At 45.7% G+C, this 18733-nt stretch carries 14 protein-coding genes, 2 pseudogenes and 1 other annotated feature; of the genes and pseudogenes, 2 read left to right on the top strand and 14 right to left on the bottom strand.

Features of this window, described 5'->3' with window-relative positions; translation table 11 throughout:
* Nucleotides 1-12 precede the first annotated feature (12 nt).
* The 9 genes and pseudogenes from MOB98_RS10330 to MOB98_RS10290 all read right to left on the bottom strand — a co-directional run bounded on the left by MOB98_RS10330 (nt 13) and on the right by MOB98_RS10290 (nt 9364).
* On the bottom strand, nt 13-1356 hold the full coding sequence (locus MOB98_RS10330; RefSeq protein WP_268358097.1) for an amino acid permease: 1344 nt from the start codon (nt 1354-1356) through the stop codon (nt 13-15).
* 63 nt (nt 1357-1419) lie between these two features.
* Nucleotides 1420-1655: a binding site (T-box leader), on the bottom strand.
* A 98-nt stretch (nt 1656-1753) separates the two neighbouring features.
* Complete coding sequence (locus MOB98_RS10325; protein ID WP_268358099.1) at nt 1754-2788, bottom strand: glycosyl hydrolase family 18 protein; 1035 nt, start codon at nt 2786-2788, stop codon at nt 1754-1756.
* A 107-nt stretch (nt 2789-2895) separates the two neighbouring features.
* Nucleotides 2896-3618 (bottom strand): lactate utilization protein LutC, encoded by a 723-nt coding sequence (lutC, locus tag MOB98_RS10320; protein ID WP_268358101.1) that lies wholly within the window; start codon nt 3616-3618, stop codon nt 2896-2898.
* Nucleotides 3618-5057 (bottom strand): lactate utilization iron-sulfur protein LutB, encoded by a 1440-nt coding sequence (gene lutB, locus MOB98_RS10315; RefSeq protein WP_268358103.1) that lies wholly within the window; start codon nt 5055-5057, stop codon nt 3618-3620. The genes lutC and lutB overlap by 1 nt, the downstream gene beginning before the upstream one ends.
* A gap of 26 nt (nt 5058-5083) precedes the next feature.
* Nucleotides 5084-5800 (bottom strand): lactate utilization iron-sulfur protein LutA, encoded by a 717-nt coding sequence (gene lutA / locus MOB98_RS10310; RefSeq protein ID WP_268358104.1) that lies wholly within the window; start codon nt 5798-5800, stop codon nt 5084-5086.
* A 188-nt stretch (nt 5801-5988) separates the two neighbouring features.
* A pseudogene (yvfU, locus tag MOB98_RS10305) lies at nt 5989-6592 on the bottom strand (two-component system response regulator YvfU).
* A gap of 14 nt (nt 6593-6606) precedes the next feature.
* Nucleotides 6607-7717, bottom strand: a pseudogene (locus MOB98_RS10300) (sensor histidine kinase).
* A 3-nt stretch (nt 7718-7720) separates the two neighbouring features.
* A complete protein-coding gene (locus MOB98_RS10295) occupies nt 7721-8458 on the bottom strand; it encodes an ABC transporter permease (RefSeq protein ID WP_268358105.1) in 738 nt (245 codons plus the stop codon).
* Complete coding sequence (locus MOB98_RS10290; protein ID WP_268358107.1) at nt 8459-9364, bottom strand: ABC transporter ATP-binding protein; 906 nt, start codon at nt 9362-9364, stop codon at nt 8459-8461.
* A 271-nt stretch (nt 9365-9635) separates the two neighbouring features.
* On the opposite strand from MOB98_RS10290, the gene MOB98_RS10285 reads away from it, so the two are divergent.
* Both MOB98_RS10285 and MOB98_RS10280 read left to right on the top strand, forming a co-directional pair.
* Nucleotides 9636-10445, top strand: coding sequence for an alpha/beta fold hydrolase (locus tag MOB98_RS10285; RefSeq protein WP_268358108.1), 810 nt, complete (start codon nt 9636-9638; stop codon nt 10443-10445).
* Between the two features lie 34 nt (nt 10446-10479).
* Nucleotides 10480-11691 (top strand): SpoIIE family protein phosphatase, encoded by a 1212-nt coding sequence (locus MOB98_RS10280; protein ID WP_268358109.1) that lies wholly within the window; start codon nt 10480-10482, stop codon nt 11689-11691.
* A gap of 47 nt (nt 11692-11738) precedes the next feature.
* Here MOB98_RS10280 and MOB98_RS10275 read toward each other — a convergent pair whose 3' ends face one another.
* The 5 genes from MOB98_RS10275 to ganS form a co-directional block, all read right to left on the bottom strand.
* Nucleotides 11739-13028, bottom strand: a complete 1290-nt coding sequence (locus tag MOB98_RS10275) for an arabinogalactan endo-1,4-beta-galactosidase (RefSeq protein ID WP_268358110.1) — start codon at nt 13026-13028, stop codon at nt 11739-11741.
* 76 nt (nt 13029-13104) lie between these two features.
* Nucleotides 13105-15168, bottom strand: coding sequence for a beta-galactosidase GanA (gene ganA / locus MOB98_RS10270; RefSeq protein WP_268358111.1), 2064 nt, complete (start codon nt 15166-15168; stop codon nt 13105-13107).
* 18 nt (nt 15169-15186) lie between these two features.
* Complete coding sequence (gene ganQ / locus MOB98_RS10265) at nt 15187-16038, bottom strand: arabinogalactan oligomer ABC transporter permease GanQ (protein ID WP_268358113.1); 852 nt, start codon at nt 16036-16038, stop codon at nt 15187-15189.
* Nucleotides 16039-16041: 3 nt separating this feature from the next.
* Nucleotides 16042-17298 carry an arabinogalactan oligomer ABC transporter permease GanP gene (gene ganP, locus MOB98_RS10260; protein WP_268358115.1) on the bottom strand — a complete coding sequence of 419 codons (1257 nt, stop codon included), beginning with the start codon at nt 17296-17298 and terminating at the stop codon, nt 16042-16044.
* Between the two features lie 39 nt (nt 17299-17337).
* Nucleotides 17338-18603, bottom strand: coding sequence for an arabinogalactan oligomer ABC transporter substrate-binding protein GanS (ganS, locus tag MOB98_RS10255; protein WP_268358117.1), 1266 nt, complete (start codon nt 18601-18603; stop codon nt 17338-17340).
* Between the last annotated feature and the right edge of the window lie 130 nt (nt 18604-18733).

Raw genomic sequence — 18733 nt, 5'->3', positions numbered from 1 at the left:
GAGGTTTCTCATTTACTGATGTTTGCGGCCATTGATCCAATACGCAATTGTAATCAAAAGATAAATCGCCGCCGTGATAAGGGTTATGACAATTGATGTTGTCATGATAACCCCGACCAGAATGGCAAGTAACGCCAAAACCGCAAACCATGTCGTGTAAGGGAACCATTTTACATAATAGGCCGGTGTTTCTGTTTGCTGTTTTCTCGATTTCAAATGGGCGAATCCGATGATCAGCCAAATGAATAAAACGGTATATCCCAATGAACCCATTAGGTAATTAAACGTTTGGCTTCCAGCGAACAGAGAAATCAATACGCCAATATAGAGTGAGGAAGTGCACATCAGAATCGCAAACATTGGTACATTTTTTGATGAAAGCTTCGAAAAGATCTTCGGAAGCCTTCCGTCAGTTGCCTGTGTATACAAAATGCGTGATGATCCGTATAAACCTGAATTCATTGAGGAAATGATTGCCAGCAGAATCACTGCGTTCATGATATGATCGGCGCCCGGAATGCCAACCATTTTAAAGACCATCACAAAAGGACTTTCCGGAACGGAATTGACCTGATTCCATGGGATCAGGCTGACGATGATGAAAAACGGCAGCAGGTAGAACGCGACAATCCGTGTCAATGTGCTGCGGACAGCTTTCGGGACAACTTTTTCAGGATTCTTTGTCTCAGCAAGCGTTACACCAATAATTTCTGTCCCGCCATACGAGTAAATCACAACAAGCATTGCCGTAATCAGCCCTGTGCCGCCATGCGGGAAAAATCCGCCGTGCTCTGTCAGGTTTGAAAACCCAGAGGCTGTATGATCACCGAATGATACAAATAAGAGCAGCAATCCTAATATAATAAAGACAATAATAACGGTAATCTTGATCATGGCCAGCCAATATTCGGTTTCAGCAAAGATTTTAACAGAAAGCAAGTTCACAATCGTGACGACAAGCGAGATTCCTAATGCCAGCACCCAGATCGGGCAGCCCGGCAGCCAATATTGAATAAAGATCGCAGCGACAACAGCTTCAGCCGCTATGTTAAGCACCCACATTTTCCAGTATATCCAATCCAAGAAGTAAGCAGCGTAATTTCCTAACACCTGCTGGACAAGATCCCGGAAGGTTCTGGCGTTTCGGTTGCGCACAGCCATTTCCGCGAGCCCCTGCATAATAAACAGCAAAATAATTCCGCCGAGCAGGTATGCGATAATGACAGATGGACCTGCCACATCGATCGCTGAGCTGCTCCCTTTAAATAAACCTGCGCCGATGGCTCCGCCCAGCGCCATCATCATAATATGGCGGGACGTCATCGTGCGTTTTAACGTCTGATTGTCCTTTTCCATCCTCTTCTACCTCTCCTTCTCGTTTACAAAAACAAAAAAGCCCGCCGTCTCCTATCTAATAGATAAAGAGACGACGAGCCTTTGGCTGACCGCGGTACCACTCTTGTTGATTCTTCATAAAGAATCCAGCTTTTGACCTGTAACGAAGGTTAGCCGTTAAAACATAGGGAATATTCAATCTATTCCGTTCCGTCTTACCACTCCCGGGCGAGTTCAAAGAAGAATCAGGCTGCGTCGCACCACCCCGCAGCTCTCTTTTCTGATCGCTTTCTTTTACTGCTCCCATTCTATGTGTTGTAGTTTTCTGAAAAACTTAAATTTTATGATCTGAATATATTAACATAATATACGTGCTTCTCTTTTCCCTGTCAATAACTTCAGAGAAAAAAAGAAACTGTTATTTTGTCCCTTTTTGAATGGCTTTCCAAAAGGATTCAGACTCGTTTCCTAATGCATAGACTGAGACGCCTGCTATTTTATATTGCTTTGCCAGATGGCTTTTCGTTTGAATTGTTTTTTCGTTTTCATACCACACGACATGTTTATGCTTCTTTTTGTCAACGTAAGAAAACGTCATCGAACCTGATTTTTTGTTGAATGCCGGCTTTGCTTTCTGCTTCTTGATGAGGGACTTGAGCTCATTCCATTCTCTCGCTGCGCTGCCGCTTCCGTCTTTTACATCCCAGTCATAACCGTACGCAGGAATGCCCATGATGACTTTATTGGCTTTGATTTTTTTGACTGAAAACTGCAGAGAGCTTTTAATCCAGCTTGTGCTTGCCACTGATCCCGGCTCGCCCCATATGCCGTGTTCGTCGTAAGTCATGACCTGTACGTAGTCGGCATATTTACCGATTTTCGCATAATCATACGGCCAGCTCCAGTCATCGTTTTGATCATCGGCGCTTTTGGCTGGAACGGATACCATTGTTTTGATCTGTTTCTTTTTCAGAGCCTGAGAAACATATTGAATAAAGCTTGAATATTTGGATCGGTCTTCTGGATTCACAGCTTCAAAATCAATATTGATCCCGTAGTATGAGTGCTTTTTGGCCAATGCTATTAGCTCGTTTGTGAATCGTTTTTTCGCTGTTTGATTACTCATGACTCGACTCGCTAAATCTCCGTCAAAATCGTAAATGGCGTCATTATAGTTTGAAATGACAGCCCATGTCTTGATTTTTTTCTTTTTCGCATATGTCAGCTGCCTGCCCGGGGCTTCGCCAATGACGTGTCCGTTTTTTTCAAACGCAAACGTATCTGTGGCGATGGAATTCATGTATGTATGATATCTCTCAAGAGAATTGTATGAGGCCGTATTCCCAGTCGTGTAGCCCAATGTTATGCCAGCCGCTTTTGCTTCTGCATTTGAATACATAAACAGAACGATCGCAATCGCCAGTGAAATAGCTGCGATCAGCCATTTTTTCATCGCATTTCCTCCTTTTTTCAAGTCATACTCTTCTCATCGGACAAAAAAATGGAAGTTGAAGGTTTTTCAAGCAAAAAGCCCGGCTGTATAAGCCGGGCTTCCTGTGATCAGCGGTCAGATACGAGAATATATGCAGCTTTTACAGGTCCGTGCACCCCGACGACCAAATCCATTTCGATGTCGGCTGAGTTGCTCGGTCCGGTAATATAGTTGACGCATGAAGGAACAGTGAAGCCGTCCGCAATGTTTTGGCGGATGATTTCACTGGCTTGTGTCATTCTAGGCACGATACTTGATTTGGGCACAATCGCAATATAGGTCGTTGGCAGAAGGCTGACAGACCGGCCGATATCTTTTGAAGAAAAGAGGACAACCGTTCCCGACTCAGCCAGCGTGATTTCACTGAATGTGATCCCTACATTGGCTTGCTCCGCTTTTTTGATATTTTCTTCGCCTTTGTCAGCATCCCACTCCCAGACCGGCGTTCCTTCGTTCGGCCAGTCCTTGGTGAGCAGGCTTTTTAATCCGTATGCTTCAAAGCGGGGGTCCTTCGGAATGATGACAGGGCCTCCGGAAAAGCGGCTGACCTGCTCGCGAAGAGCATCGTAAAGGCCGGTTGAATCGGTTTCAATCAGCTCTGTATGGATTTTGACACAATGGTTTTTGAGCACTGTGACTAAGTCATCGACTGAATATCCCTCAAGTGTTTTATATTGCGGCTGATGCGTCCACTCAGGGACTGCCACGCCTCCTGTTCTTCTTTCACGGCCCAGGCGAGAAGCGATCCGGTTTAGAAAGCTCTCTTGATTCTGAACGGTTCCCTTCATCATCACTGCTCCTCCTTCGTGTGTTCACGTGATTCTCTGTCTGTAAACCAGTCTCTAAACCTTGATTTGTGCGGAGCCGGGAAATCGCGGATCTGGGTCCAGTTTTTGAGCGGGCCAGGCCCTTTCGAAATTTTTTCATCTTCTGTAAAAGGTGTCATGGCGGCTGGCGCCCATTTTGATCCCACTTTATAAAGCGACAAAGAGGACGCGCCAAGTCCGAACGCTTTCATCGCAAGCTTTTCACTGATCGGCGCTCTGCCTTCTTTTTCGACGATGTTCTGGCGATGCTTGAGAAGCAGCTCATGAAGCGGAATTTTGACAGGGCAGGCTTCTGAGCAAGCCGCGCACAATGTGGACGCGTACGGCAGCTCCTTATAATCGTCATAACCGCCAAGCAGCGGCGATAAAACCGCTCCGATCGGCCCCGAATAAATTGAGCCGTATGAGTGTCCGCCGACATGGCGGTACACAGGACAGACATTGATACAGGCAGCACAGCGAATACATTGCAGCACAGACTGAAATTCCGTACCGAGAATATTGGACCGGCCATTGTCAACAATGACCAGATGGAATTCCTCCGGCCCGTCCACTTCCCCTTCCAGCTTCGAGCCTGTCAAAGCCGTAATATAGCTCGTCAGCCGCTGTCCGACAGCGCTTCTTGTCAGCATGCTGACAAGGACTTCAAATTCAGAAAATGATGGAACAATCCGCTCCATTCCCATCACGGTGATTTGCGTTTTCGGCAAGGTGCTCACAAGTCGTCCGTTTCCTTCATTGGTTACAAGGCTGACAGACCCCGTGTCAGCGATGGCGAAGTTACAGCCGGTAATGCCGATATCCGCTTCCAGAAATTTTTCACGGAGAATGGCGCGCGCATGCATGACAAGCTCTTCCGGTTTTTCTGTATGTTGATAGTCCAGCCTTTCTTTAAACACATCGCGTATCTGCTCTTTATTTTTATGAAGGGCGGGCGCTACGATATGTGATGGCGGGTCATGATCATCAATCTGTAAAATATACTCGCCGAGGTCGGTTTCGATGACTTCACAGCCTTCCTTCTCCAGCACCTCGTTCAGATTGATTTCCTCTGTGACCATTGATTTTGATTTCACGATTTTCTTCCCGTTCTTCTTTTGAATGACGTCGCGAATATAAGAAGATGCCTCTTCCGATGTTTCCGCGAAATAAACATGCCCGCCTCTTTTCGTTACATTTTCAGCAAGCTGGCCGAGATAGAAATCGAGGTTTTCAAGGACATGCTGCCTGATTTCCTCTGACAGCGAGCGCCACTCTTCCCAGTTTCCCAGCTCTTCGGCTGCTTCAAGGCGCCGTGTCCGGAGACGTTCCTGCGCACCTGAAACAGCGCCTCTCATAAACTCATTATCTATCCCCTGTGATACCCGCTCTTTAAAAGCGTCAGTACCGATTTTCATCGCCATGATCCTTTCCCCCTCTGAATCCAGTTTTATCTGCTGTTGAGCACTTCGGCGATGTGCATCACTTTGACATTCTTGTCTTTTCTGTCAAGCCGTCCCCCGATATTCATCAAACAGCCGCAGTCAGCACCGATCAGCACCTCTGCTCCTGTTTCTTCGACACATGCGACTTTTTCATCGACCATCTGCTCAGAGATCTGCGCCATTTTGACGGAAAACGTTCCCCCGAATCCGCAGCAGTTATGTTTGCCCGGAAGCGCTGTGAATTCCAGGCCCTTTACATGGCTCAGAAGCTTCATCGGCTCCTCCCGAACCCCAAGCAGCCTTGTCATATGGCACGACGTATGTAAAGTCGCTTTTGTATGAAGGGTCGCGCCGACATCCTCTACCCCAAGGACGTTTACGATAAAATCCGTCAGTTCATACGTTTTATCCGCAAGCTTTTGCGCTTTGTCAGCCCATTTCGGATCATCCTGAAACAGATGCGGATACTCCCGGAACATCGTCGTGCAAGAGCCGGAAGGACTGACAACATATTCGGAATCCTGAAACGTTTCAATCATCCGTTTCATTGCTTTTTTGGCGTCATTTACATAGCCGCTGTTGTAAGCCGGCTGCCCGCAGCAGATCTGCCCCTCCGGAAAATCAACCTCACATCCAAGCCGCTCCAGCAGCTGAACCGTTGCTTTTCCGACGTTTGTTTGAAACATATCAACAAGACAAGTGACAAAAAGTGAGACTTTCATGATGAACCCCTCTCTCATCCCCAATATATGATCTGGTCATCAGATGACCTGAGTTAAAATAACTATATCAATATCGTACACTATTCTGACAATAGAAGGAAAGGGTTTTCTGGGGATATTTTCATTTGCAGGCATATAAAAAACACTCCTGATCTTCCAGAGTGCAGTAAATAGTGAAAAGTTTATGGTTAGATCCAGCCTTTTTCCTCAGCAATGCTGGCGGCTTCTGTCCGATTTTTCGCATGAAGCTTTTGGATGATTTCTGATATATAGTTTCGGACTGTGCCTTGAGATAAATAGAGCTCCAGCGTAATGTCTTTTGTTGTTTTGCCTAAAGCCGCAAGCCTCAGAATTTCTTGCTCTCTAACGGTTAGCGGATTTTCGTCTCGCATCATATTAAATGTCAGCTCGGGGCTGAACACCCTTTTTCCCTTTACACACTTTCGGATGGCATCGGCCAGGTCGTCAATTTCTCCGTCTTTCAGCAGATAGCCATGTACGCCTGCTTTAACGGCGCGTTCAAAATAGCCGGGGCGGGCAAAGGTGGTTAAAATAAATGACCTTGCTGCCGCAGCCTTTTTGCACCAATTCCTCTGCTACATCCAGTCCGCTTCGAACCGGCATTTCAATGTCCATAATGCATACATCCGGCTCCAGCTTCAATACAGCTTGTAACGCCTCTTCCCCATTTAGTGCTTGTCCGATGACTGTCATATCCTCTTCTAAATCAAGCAGAGATCCTAAAGCGCCCAACAGCATTCGCTGGTCCTCAGCAATAAACAGACGAATCATTCTTTTCGTCCTCCTCATTCGGCTTTTTTAATCAGCGGAATCGTCAATGTCACAACCGTTCCGTTATGATCTGAAAGCGTTAATCCCCCTTCAATGAGCATCAGCCGTTCTTCCATTCCGCTCAGCCCATTTCCAAACGTTTTCTCCTTTGCTCCCTTTCCGTCATCCCGTATCACAATTTTCATTTTGTCAGCAAACTGTGAAATGGTGATGGCGCAGTGGGTTGCTTTGCTGTGCTTGATGATATTGGTCACGGCTTCGTATACACATACTGATAATATTTTGAGTAACGGGAGATATTGCTGAAAAGTCTTCGTCCCCTTCGTATTGAAAGGTAATGTTCCCTGTTTTTAATATGTGCTGAATGTTGGCGAGCTCCTCTGTCATTGTGACCGTTCTCATGTCAGAAACAAGCTCACGAACCTGCTTGAGTGCGGCTCGAGAGCTTATTTCCATTTCTTTTGCCTCAAGCCGGGTCCGATCTGAATCAGATGTTGCCAGCCGCTGAATCAGCTGGCTTTTTAATGTAAGGAGCGACAGGGTATGGCCGAGGGTATCGTGAAGATCACGGGCGATTCGCACGCGCTCCTGCCTTTTGGAGAGTTCCTTTATCTGTTCATTTGCTTGGTCAAGTTTCGTTTCAAGCTCAATTCTCCGAAACATAGAACGAATTCCGAATGGAGAAATGAGCATGATGACGAGAAACGGGAGAACAGAAAAAAGCTCCCGGAGCGAGACTGAGTTCGCGAAAAATTGATAAAAACAGGGAAAAAGCAGCATAAAGAGTAAACCGCAGAACGCACGGTTAAACTTTGTTTTCTCTTTGTAATAACCAACAAAGTTTGCCGGAAAAAAACCTAAATAGATATAGGTAATATGGTAAAACAGACTGTATACCAAAATCACTGCCATTTGCACGATAAGCCAATACGTAAATGAGATTTTGCCCACGCTGCAAAACAGCTGGCGATATGCCGCAACAAAAAGAAGCAGCATGCCATAGCCAATCACCTGTTTGATGCCTGATTCTTTCAATAAAGAAAGGAACGGCATAACCGTGTACACCAAAAAGATATAAGGGAAAAACCCGAATTCCTTCGGGAAGATTGCTATTGCCTTTTTCATGTATTACACCGCTTCTTGTTTTCTTCTCATATACTTAAATAGTAGCATGAAGAACATCAAATAAGCGATTAATATTAGAATATGTTTCCCGGACGGGCTCCCGCCTTGGACAAGTTCCCACGCTCCGCTCCCGAAATGATAAGACGGAAGCCACCGGCCAATGTTCTGCATCATGTCAGGCATGACCTCAAACGGCATCCACATGCCGCCGCCTAAAGCCAGCAGCATGTAAAGCACATTACTGATTCCGGCCGCTGTTTCTACCTTTCTCATGAGACCGATTAGTGTGCCTAATGCTAAAAACGGGAATGCGCCAAACAAAATCCACAGTCCGCTCATGATCCATTCAAACGGCGGCAAGGCAATGTCATTGATGATTGCGCCGAACAGAAAAATGACGGCAATCGATAAAACGTGAATGACACTTTGGCCGATCATCTGAGCTGATAAATAGATATAACCCGGAAGAGGCGTAATGCGGAGAAAGGAAGTCCAGCCTTGTGACCGTTCTTGAACCATACGGATGCCAAGCGTCATGATAGAGGAGCCCATCACGCTGAAGACTGTCATCGACATTAAGTAATGAGCGTCCCATGCACGCTGGTCAGGAACGTTGGTATTGACTACATTTGTAAATAGATAATAAAAAGCAATCGGCATGATCAGCGACCAAAGCACAAAGTACTTATTCCTAAGAACCCTTTTTATTTCAGCGATGCTTTGCTTCTGCAGCATGTTCACTCACATTCCCTCCCTGTTTCCGTCAGCCAGTTGGCGAAATGCCTCATCGAGCGTTCCTTGCTCAATCCGGATATCGCGCGCCTGTATGTTTTCTTGAAAGATCAGTGCTAACACTTTGTCTGTACTTGATGTTTGGATGATGGTTCTTTGATGCTTTTGGATCACTCTCTCTACTTCCGGGTGTCGAGACAGCTTTTCCAATGATTCATCTGAATGGAGCGTAAAGGAAACAGACTGTTTTTGAATTCTAGAGCGGAGCTGCATTGGTGAGCCGTCTGCCACAAGCCGCCCTTCAGCAAAAAATAGGATTCGCTGTGCGGCATCATCTGCTTCCTGTAAATAATGAGTTGAAAAAATAATTGTTTTTCCTTGGTCCGCCAGTCCATGAATGGTCTGCCAGAACCGATGTCTTGATGATGTGTCCATTCCGACGGTCGGTTCATCGAATATAAGCAGCTCCGGGTTCCCGGCAAGAGCCAAAGCAAAGTTCAAACGGCGTTTTTGTCCGCCGGATAATTTTTCTGCTCTTGTTTTCAAATCTTCTTTTGTGAGTGCTGTTAACGCAACGAGTTCTTTCATAGACAATGGATGCGGATAATAGCTTTGAAAGAGCTCGAGGATTTCAATCACCTTTAAACCCGGCATGACACTCACGTCCTGAAGCATCGCCCCCATCTTTTCCCGCACCTGTTGATCATCGGGAACCCGATTAAATAGTTTGATATCTCCCTCACTTGGTTTCAGCAATCCTAATATCATAGAGATGACAGTCGTCTTCCCTGCCCCATTCGGCCCGAGAATAGCTGCAATTTCTCCTTTTTCAATGCTGAAGCTGATGTTGTGTACAGCTGTTTTTTGCTGAAAATGTTTTGTCACATTGCTTACTGATACTGCCTCATTCATCACATGAGCACCTCCTGATCGCTTACATTGATTGTAAAATGACGGAGAAGATGACGTTAGTATGGGGTGTCATGATATCAAAGTGACATATGTCATATTCTTTCTAACCGCAGAGTTCTAGACAATCCATCCTCTCTACATCTTTCAATTCAACTAGCTTGCCTATGCCGCCTTTTTCTTTTAAACTAACTTTTATTGAAAAACACACTATTGCAACCTATGAGTGGTATGATATACATATTGAACTTTATTTTCCGGCTGAAAGGAGCCAATCATGAACAAAGCGATTTTGTCTCGAAATGATGTGAAGGTGAGTGGTAGCGGCAAAGCATCTATCATTTTCGCTCCTGGTTTTGGCTGCGATCAAAGTGTGTGGAATGCCGTCGCGCCAGCTTTCGAAGAAGAGTATCGGGTTATTTTATTTGATTACGTCGGTTCCGGGAATTCGGATTTACGCGCATATGATCCGAATCGTTACGGAACACTTGACGGCTATGCCCAAGATGTTCTTGATGTTTGTGAAGCTTTAGAACTGGAAGAAACCGTATTTGTAGGTCACTCTGTCGGAGCTGTGATTGGGATGCTCGCTTCCATCCGCCGTCCGGCGCTGTTTTCCCACCTGGTCATGGTAGGTCCTTCCCCATGCTATTTGAATGATCCGCCTGAGTATTACGGAGGTTTTGAGGAGGAGCAGCTCCTTGGCTTGCTGGAGATGATGGAGAAAAATTATATCGGCTGGGCAACTGTATTTGCGGCTACTGTTCTGAATCAGCCAGATCGCCCTGAAGTCAGGGAAGAACTCGAAAGCCGTTTTTGTTCGACTGACCCTGTGATTGCCCGTCAATTCGCAAAAGCCGCATTTTTTTCTGATCATCGGGAAGATCTTTCGAAGGTAACGGTTCCCTCTTTTATTCTCCAATGCGCAGATGATATCATTGCCCCTGCAACAGTAGGTGAGTATATGCATAAACATCTGCCTTATAGCAGGCTAAAACAAATGGAGGCTCGCGGTCATTGCCCCCACATGAGCCATCCGGAGGAAACAATACAGCTGATCAGCGATTATTTGAAAGTACACGTGTAATATAGGAACGAAAGGGATTGAGGTGACCCTCTGAATGGACAAACAATTGAATAATGCACCATGCGGTTTCCTCACTTTGTCAGAAGAGGGTTCAATAATAGCGGTCAACCGTACTCTGCTCAACATTCTAAAATACGATCAGGAACAGGTAATCGGCCAGCATATGGATACAATCTTGACTGTTTCCGCACAGCTTTTCTACCAGCTCTATTTTGTTCCGCTTCTGAAACTGGAGAAGCACATTGAAGAAATGTACATTTCCCTAAAAACAAGAGATGGAGAAGACATTCCCGTCCTTGTCAATGCCGTGGTAAGAGCAGATCGCGGAGATTCTATTACCGAGTGTGTTCTGATTCCAATGCGGAAGCGAAATGAATATGAAAATGAACTGTTGATGGCCAAAAACGCGGCCCAGGAAGCTTTGCATGCCAAACAGAAAGCCAATGCGGAGTTAGAGATTGCGTTGGAGACTCTGAAGGCAAAACAAGAAGAACTCCTTGAGAGCAACAAGCAAAATCAGCAATTTAAATTAAACACCAAAAGAGAGCTTGAGCTCGCCAGAAGAATTCAGGAAAACTCGTTAACTGAGCCGATTGTAAACGGTCAAATTCAGATTGATTCTTATTACAAAGCATCCAGTGACTTATCGGGTGATCTTTACGGATTTTATCAAATCGATGAACATCGTTACGGCATTATTATCCTTGATGTGATGGGGCACGGGATTTCATCCGCTCTGATTACAATGTCACTTCATCCTTTGTTTCAGCGCCAGATCACGCAAGGCCTCGGTCCTGTCAAAGTCATGAAGGAATTAGACCGCCACCTTCATAGCTTGTTTCAAAATGATGAGGAAGCCAGACATTATTGTACTGCCATTTATCTCGTCGTTGATACTGCGCGGCAAAAAATTGATTATGTCAACGCAGGGCATCCTCCCGCATTATGGCAGGACGCCGATGGAACTCAACATCTGCTGCAAGCAACCTCACCTCCGATCGGGATGTTTGAAGACGCGGTGTTCCAGTCAAAGAGCCTTCCATACACGAAGGGCGGAAGGCTTCTTCTTTATACAGATGGTGTGATGGATCCTACGGCTTCATGTTATTTATTTGATTTATTAAAGGCTCATCCCGATTTGCCTATTGCTGACCTGAAAGAAAACATCCTTACATCACTTGATCAACATAAGGAAGCCCAGCATCAAAGTGATGATGAATGTTTTATATTAATTGACCTAAAATGATCCATGAGACATAACAATGATTTGTTGCATCTCATGGATTTTCTCTTTCAGCGTTTCTTCAGGTTATGGCCTGTCTCTGCATATCGAAATACCTGCAAGGAAGGCAACGGGTGTCCGGTAAAATCAAACAAAGCTTGGTTATCTACAGCACTTCCCCCAAACCACTTTCCGGCATCTTCAGGGTCATATTCAGCAGCATAGCTGGAGGCCCACCCTGAACCGTATGTTTCCCATAACAGTTTGTTTTTCTCTATCTGCGTTTTCGGCCCGACTGGAATCCACGCCGGCTCCCAATAGAAAACGCCAAGTCCTGCCGTACCCGTATTTGCTACGGCTTCCATCACATCTCTTACCGCATCTGCCTGGCCTTGAACGGAAATCGGGTATGGCAGCGTCTGCCCGCTTTTAGGCGCTGTATTTTCATGCCCGTCGCCATCCTCAGCGGTATAGGTGTATGACGTTTCTGCCACCATGACTTTTTTGCCGTACGTATCAGCGACTGCCTTCAGTACGGAGGTCAAATTTTGTAATGTGCCGTGCCAGAAAGGATAATAGGAACTCGCAAATACATCATAATCCACTTTGTTTTTGCTGAGGGTTTCCGCAATAAATGAATACCTTCCAGTTGTTTCAGGATTGGTAAAATGCAGGGCGACCAAGATGCTGCGGTCTGTTTCCCTGACCGCTCGGCTTCCTTCATTAAACAATTGGCTCATCTTCGCCCAATCCGTTTCGCCGGCAAAAGCCCCTGTTGTTTCATTTCCGACCTGAACCATGCCGATGTCTACGCCTTCCTTGATCATCTTTTGAAGGCTTTGCTTCGTATATTCATAGAGCTTTGCTTTTTTAGCTTCAAAGCTGAGATTGGCCCAAGCTTTGGGCACCTTCTGTTTCCCAGGATCAGCCCAGAAATCAGAATAATGAAAATCAGTCAGCACCTTCATTCCGTTCGCTGTCGCTCTTTTTCCGATAACGATGGCTTTTTGAACATCATTGTTTCCCCCGCCATACCCATTGCCACTTGAATCATATGGGTGATTCCAGATGCGGACGCGAACATAGTTGACTCCAGCCTGCTTTAAAGTTGTAAAAATGTCCTGGCGTTTCCCGCTTGTATCGTAAAAGGTGACACCGCTGTTTTCCAAAGCAATAATGCTGGACACATCTACTCCTTTGATAAAGTTCTTGTTCATGCCCGCTACCTTTTTAACGAAAAGGTCATTTGTCCGAAGCCCTGGCACATGTTTCTCTGCCTCAATGGCCGCAGCATATCCTGATGAACTACATGCACTCCACACGATGGCAGCCACAAAGAACATTTTCACTTTGCTTTTCATGATTTCATCCCCCGATTTAGTAAGCGTCTTCATTCCGTAGAAAAAAGAATCCGCCCATACCGAGCGGAGCAACAGCCTAATGTGTGTTTACAACAATTCTCACTTCATACTTTTCCATCGTCAGGTCGCCTGACAATATGTCTCCTGTCATCATATCCTTCACACTCTGGTCAAACGTGACCAGCTGCTTTTCTTCCGTAAAATTCATGACAAATATATAATCATTGTCCTGATCCTGCCTCGCTTGTACGGACACGCCTTTTCCGTGCAGAACCGGAAAAACAGGAGAAAGAGACAGATCTGTAATCAGCCCTTCATAGAAATCACGATGAAATTGATCTTCCAAACGCGCACCGATAAAATACGCCTTGCCCTGCTGGTATTGATGGCTTGTCACTGCTGGCGTACGCGCATAAAAATCTTCTTGATACACCGCTTCTGCTGAAGCGGTCTTTACATTGATCACCGTTGCATAATCCTTCATTTCATAGGTTTGGCTGCGGTAGCTGACAGCATTTCGATCCTTCGGATACAGCGTGTCAGTTTCAAGAGGCTCAATCCCGAAAATAGCCTGCAAATCCGGATGCCATCCGCCTGTGTACGTTAAGTCATGCTCATTTACAATCCCGCTGATATACGTCATAACTAAAGTGCCGCCATCAGCCGTAAACGCTTTTAAACGGGAAATAGTGTCCTCGCTGATTAAATACAGCATCGGGACGATCAGCAGTTTGTATGGTGAAAAATCTTGTTCTTTCGTAATGACGTCAACAGGGATATCATGCTCCCAGAACGTGCGGTAATGCTGCTGAAGCGTTTGCGGATAACGTTTTGTCGCCTTCGCAAATCCCTGAGCATCCTCGAGCGCCCAGTGATTTTCCCAGTCATATAAAATAGCGGTTTCAGCCGGACGCTTCGTCCCGACAACCTCGGACAGCCGTTCCAGTGTCTCGCCGACTTTGGCCACTTCTTGAAAGACGCGGTTCTTCGGGCTATTGTCATGATCCACAACCGCCCCGTGCAACTTTTCTGATGATCCGCGTGATTTCCGGTATTGGAAATAGAGAACGCTGTCCGAGCCGTGGGCAATCATTTGCATGGACGACAGCAGATTCATGCCCGGGCGCTTTGCTTTGTTGACGTGATGCCAATTGACTGCGCTTGGCGTACATTCCATTAATAAGAAAGGCTGCTGCTTCAAGCTCCGGTATAGGTCATTGATGAAGCCCACCTTCATCGCCAAATCGGCTGTGCTTTCCCAGTCATTGTGCCAGACTGGATAAGCGTCCCAGCTAATCACATCGACATGCTTCGCAAATTTGCTGTAGTCGAGGCCCTGATACGGAATCAAATCCGGCGTGTCTGCCATAAAGTTCGTTGTGATCGGAATATCAGGCGTCAATTCCTTCAGCGGAACGATTTCGTTTTCATAAAACGAAATCGTCTGATCTGTGACGAACCGGCGCCAGTCTAAGTTCAAGCCGTGCAAGCCATTTTCACCGATCGGCGAAGGGCTTTCAATTTGTGACCAATCATTGAATGTGTGGCTCCAAAAATGAGTCCACCATGCATGGTTCAGCGCCTTGAGGCTGTTGTCATATTTCGATTTCAGCCACTCCCTGAAGGCATGCTGGCATAGATCACAGTGGCAATCTCCCCCGTATTCGTTTGAAATATGCCACAATAACAGCGCCGGGTGATTGCCGTATCGTTCTGCTAATAAGCGGTTGATGTGACGTGTTTTTTCTCGGTAGACTTTAGATGTGAGGCAGTGGTTGTGCCTTCCGCCGTGCAGCTGTTTGACACGGGAGGCATTGACACGCAAAACCTCAGGATAGGTTTGCGAAAGCCAGGCAGGACGCGCCCCGCTTGGCGTTGCTAAGATGACTCTGCCGCCTATGCTGTGAATCTGTTCAAAAATATCATCCAGCCATTCAAATTGATATACGCCCTCCTCCGGCTCAAGTGCGCTCCATGCAAAAATGCCGACAGAAAACGTATTCGTATGAGAAAGCTTCATCAGCTTGATATCATCGGCTAAAATATCGGGCCGATCGAGCCACTGATCGGGATTGTAGTCTCCTCCGTGGAGCATAAATTTTGCTTCTGTTACGAGCGTTTTTTCAAGCTTTGACATCACATTCTCCTCCTTATTCTCTTAGCCTTTCGTTCCCCCTGCGGTTAAACCGGACACAAAATTCTTTTGCAGCATGATAAAGATGACAGCAACCGGTATGCTGATGAGGAGAGCTCCGGCTGCAAATGTCGTATAGCTGGCCCCCATGACATCATTTACTAAATTGAATAGACCGACGGGCAATGTATAGGATTCAGGCGTTCTCAATATGGTTGAGGACAGCACAAAATCTCCGAGCGGGCCGGTAAAACCGTTCATGGCGACCACTGCCGCCATCGGTTTTGATAGAGGCAGAATGATCTGGAAGAAGATTCTTGTGCTGCTGGCTCCATCAATCTTGGCGCTTTCATCTAAATCCATCGGAATGGAATCCATGTATCCTTTCATCAAATACGTATTCATCGGGATCAGGCCGCCGATATAAAGCAAGATTAACAGCCAGTGGCTATTGATCATCCCCAAGATTTGCGCCAATACAAACAGGGCAATTAACGCTGAAAACTGGGGAATCATTTGCAGCAATAAAAAGAGAGTTAAAGCGTATTTCCTCCCTTTAAATCGAAACCGCGAAAACGCATAGGCGGTAAATGTCACACAGATCAAAGACCCTGCCATCGTAAACAGGCTGATCTTCATTGAGTTGATATACCACTGCACATATTGAAGGCTTTCTTTGCCCGCAAATAATTCCTTGTAATGGTCGAGAGTCGGATGCTTCGGAATGATGGATGTACTGACCAAGCTGTTGCCGGGGTTAAAGCTTGCGCCTGCTGTCCAAAGGAGAGGATACACAATGATGACTGCCATACAGGCTAACAGCAAGTAAGAGAAAAGGAGACGGATATATTTTCTGACCTTCATATCTGCCAGCATGCCTCATGCCTCCTCTTTAAAAGACTTTGTCCGTCTGAACTGCCACAATGCGATGGAAATGACAAACACAGATAATAGAATTGTTAAAGCAGCGGCAAGTGAATATTGGCTGGACTGCATTGTCAATTTATAAATCCATGAAACGAGAATATCTGTCCCGCCGGCTGTTGATCCGGTTACAGCCGGACCTCCGCCATTAAATAGATAGATAATATTAAAGTTATTAAAATTAAACGTAAACTGGGTAATGATAATCGGAGCCATAGCAATGAACACCATCGGAAGCGTAATGTACCTCAGCTTTGATAAGACAGAAGCGCCATCAATCGTTGCCGCTTCATACAGATCGTCCGGTATGGATTGCAATACGCCTGTTGAGACGAGAAAGATGTATGGAAACCCGAGCCAGCCCTGCATGAGAATCAGCGCAAGCCTCGACCAATTGGCATCTGTCATCCACGGAAGCGGATCTATACCGAAGAAAGCCAAGATGTCGTGATTCATCGCGCCGAAGCTGTCATTAAACAGCCCTGCAAAAATTAAAATCGTTACAAATCCGGGAACGGCCCATGGCAAAATCAGAATCGTCCGGAAAAAGCGTTTAAAACGAATGTCTTTCTGATTGACGATGATCGCGAGAAAAATCCCAAGGCTGACTTGCAGTGTGGATGCAGCAAGTGTCCAAACCACCGTCCAAGCCAGCACATCAAAAAAAGTCGACCTCCATATATCAACTGTGAAGATATTTGAGAAGGTTTGAAAACCGACCCAATCGATTAATTTTGCAGGAGGAGAATGATACAAATCATAGTTTGTGAAGGCTAATGCAAAGCTGAATAAGATAGGGAATATCACGGCGAAAATTAAAATAAACAAAGATGGGCCGCTGACGACATAAGGATAGCCCTCAGAAATGATATGCTGGTATTGTTCCTTTAAGGAACTTAATGGCTTGTTTTCATCACGCTGTTTTCCGCTTTGAAACGCATCGCGAAGATTCACATAATACACCGCAAGGCCAAAGCAGGCCACAATCACAGCGATAATCCCTTCTGCCAGCAGAAACACGGAATTATCCCGCGGCACCTCTGTTCCCAACGTAAAGATTCCCCAAAACCCCATATTAAGCAGATCTCCAAAGACCGCAAAAAACGATGCGCCTAAGAAAAGAAAGACAAAACCTTTGATCCATTGCTTGTTATAAAATTGCCCCAGCCCCGGAATAATTGACAGCAACAAAGCGATTTGACGATGCTGCACCGTTTTCACCTCTCTTACAATACAAATCTAGGTTTCTCTTTATTTTCCGCTGTGCTTTGCCTTGATTTGTCCTTTGGCCGTTTCAGCAGCTTGATCCAATGCTTGTTTTGGGTCCGCTTTTCCGGTTGCAATTGTTTGTAATGCTGAATCAGCCGGCGTCCATATTTCATTCATTTCCGGGATATTTGGCGTCAGCTCTGAGTAGCGGGATTGTTCAGTAACCGCCCGTGCCGCCTCGCTTTTCATAATTGCCGGATCATTGGCTAAGGATTTCACAGCAGGGACTTCTTTCGTTTGTTCATATCGTGTTTTAGAATTTTTTTCGTTTGCCAAATAAACAGCTAATTCTTGCGCCAGCTCCGCATTCTTTGAAAATGCACTGACGTTGTAGCTTTTGACGCCGATAAAGGAACTCATGTTTTTCCCATTGTCCAGCTTCGGCAGCTTCGTTATGCCAAAATTGATTCCTGCCTTCGAAAAAGCTTCTACATTCCACGGGCCTGAGATAATCGCGGCGGCTTTTCCTTCAGTGAACAGCGATTCCAGCACATTAATCCCTTGCTCTCCAATAATGCCTGCCGGGAATAAACCCTCTTTATAAAACTTTTGAATCAGCGCCGCACCTTTGACAGCGCCTTCATGATTGATCCCGATGTCAGACGGGTTATAGCTGCCGTCTTGATCCTTTCCGAAAATGTATCCGCCATATCCGCTCATCACACTTTCCGCGTAATAAATTTGATCGAACAGGGCTAAAAATCCAAACTTTCTTCCGTCAGCTGTCTTTTTAGAATAGTCGAACCACTCTTCCAGTGTTTGCGGCAATTCCTTCTCTGAGATGAGATCTTTGTTGTAAAAAAGCACTGTCGTTTCCACTGCTTTAGGCAGACCATACAGCTTTTTGTCTACCATTTGAGACTGAATAGAGGCGTCAGTATAAAGCGATTGAACGTCCTTTTTGACATGTAATTCCTTGAGTAATCCCTCCGTGACAGCTGTTCCGATTTGGTCACCGGGCATTGTTAGCACGTCAGGGCCTGTACCGGCCGGTCCGTCCATTCGCAAATCTTCAATCTGCTGGGCATACGGTTTTTCCACGACTTTAACCTTTATATCATGCTCTTTTTCAAATGCAGCAACAGCGTCTTTGATGCCGATGCTTTTTTCTTTATCCTCCCATACGACAAGCTCTGATCCTTTTGAACTTGATTTGGCACTGCTGCTTTCCTTTGGGCCGCAGGCCGCCAAAGATAAACTGACAGCCGCGCATAGCATGAATACGGAACACTTTTTTATCATTTTCATCGATTGTCACCCTTTCGGCATAAATGAAAGCGCTTTTAAAATAATATAGCACGACTGAGAAAATGTGTAAACAAACTATTTACTTCTAAAAGTAAATTTTTTTACTTAAACAAAAAATGGCTTAGTCTCC

It is taken from the genome of Bacillus sp. N13C7, assembly GCF_026790065.1.
In the GTDB taxonomy this organism is placed as follows: Bacteria; Bacillota; Bacilli; order Bacillales; family Bacillaceae; genus Bacillus.
Note: the sequence above shows the minus strand (reverse complement) of the source record. Positions and strands in the feature narration are given on the sequence as shown.

What these genes read in the sequence shown, in the direction of transcription:
- MOB98_RS10330 (WP_268358097.1), bottom strand. Translation starts at nt 1,356, where the DNA reads ATGGAAAAGGACAATCAGACGTTAAAACGCACGATGACGTCCCGCCAT.
- MOB98_RS10325 (WP_268358099.1), bottom strand. Translation starts at nt 2,788, where the DNA reads ATGAAAAAATGGCTGATCGCAGCTATTTCACTGGCGATTGCGATCGTT.
- lutC (WP_268358101.1), bottom strand. Translation starts at nt 3,618, where the DNA reads ATGATGAAGGGAACCGTTCAGAATCAAGAGAGCTTTCTAAACCGGATC.
- lutB (WP_268358103.1), bottom strand. Translation starts at nt 5,057, where the DNA reads ATGGCGATGAAAATCGGTACTGACGCTTTTAAAGAGCGGGTATCACAG.
- lutA (WP_268358104.1), bottom strand. Translation starts at nt 5,800, where the DNA reads ATGAAAGTCTCACTTTTTGTCACTTGTCTTGTTGATATGTTTCAAACA.
- MOB98_RS10285 (WP_268358108.1), top strand. Translation starts at nt 9,636, where the DNA reads ATGAACAAAGCGATTTTGTCTCGAAATGATGTGAAGGTGAGTGGTAGC.
- MOB98_RS10280 (WP_268358109.1), top strand. Translation starts at nt 10,480, where the DNA reads ATGGACAAACAATTGAATAATGCACCATGCGGTTTCCTCACTTTGTCA.
- MOB98_RS10275 (WP_268358110.1), bottom strand. Translation starts at nt 13,028, where the DNA reads ATGAAAAGCAAAGTGAAAATGTTCTTTGTGGCTGCCATCGTGTGGAGT.
- ganQ (WP_268358113.1), bottom strand. Translation starts at nt 16,038, where the DNA reads ATGCTGGCAGATATGAAGGTCAGAAAATATATCCGTCTCCTTTTCTCT.
- ganS (WP_268358117.1), bottom strand. Translation starts at nt 18,603, where the DNA reads ATGAAAATGATAAAAAAGTGTTCCGTATTCATGCTATGCGCGGCTGTC.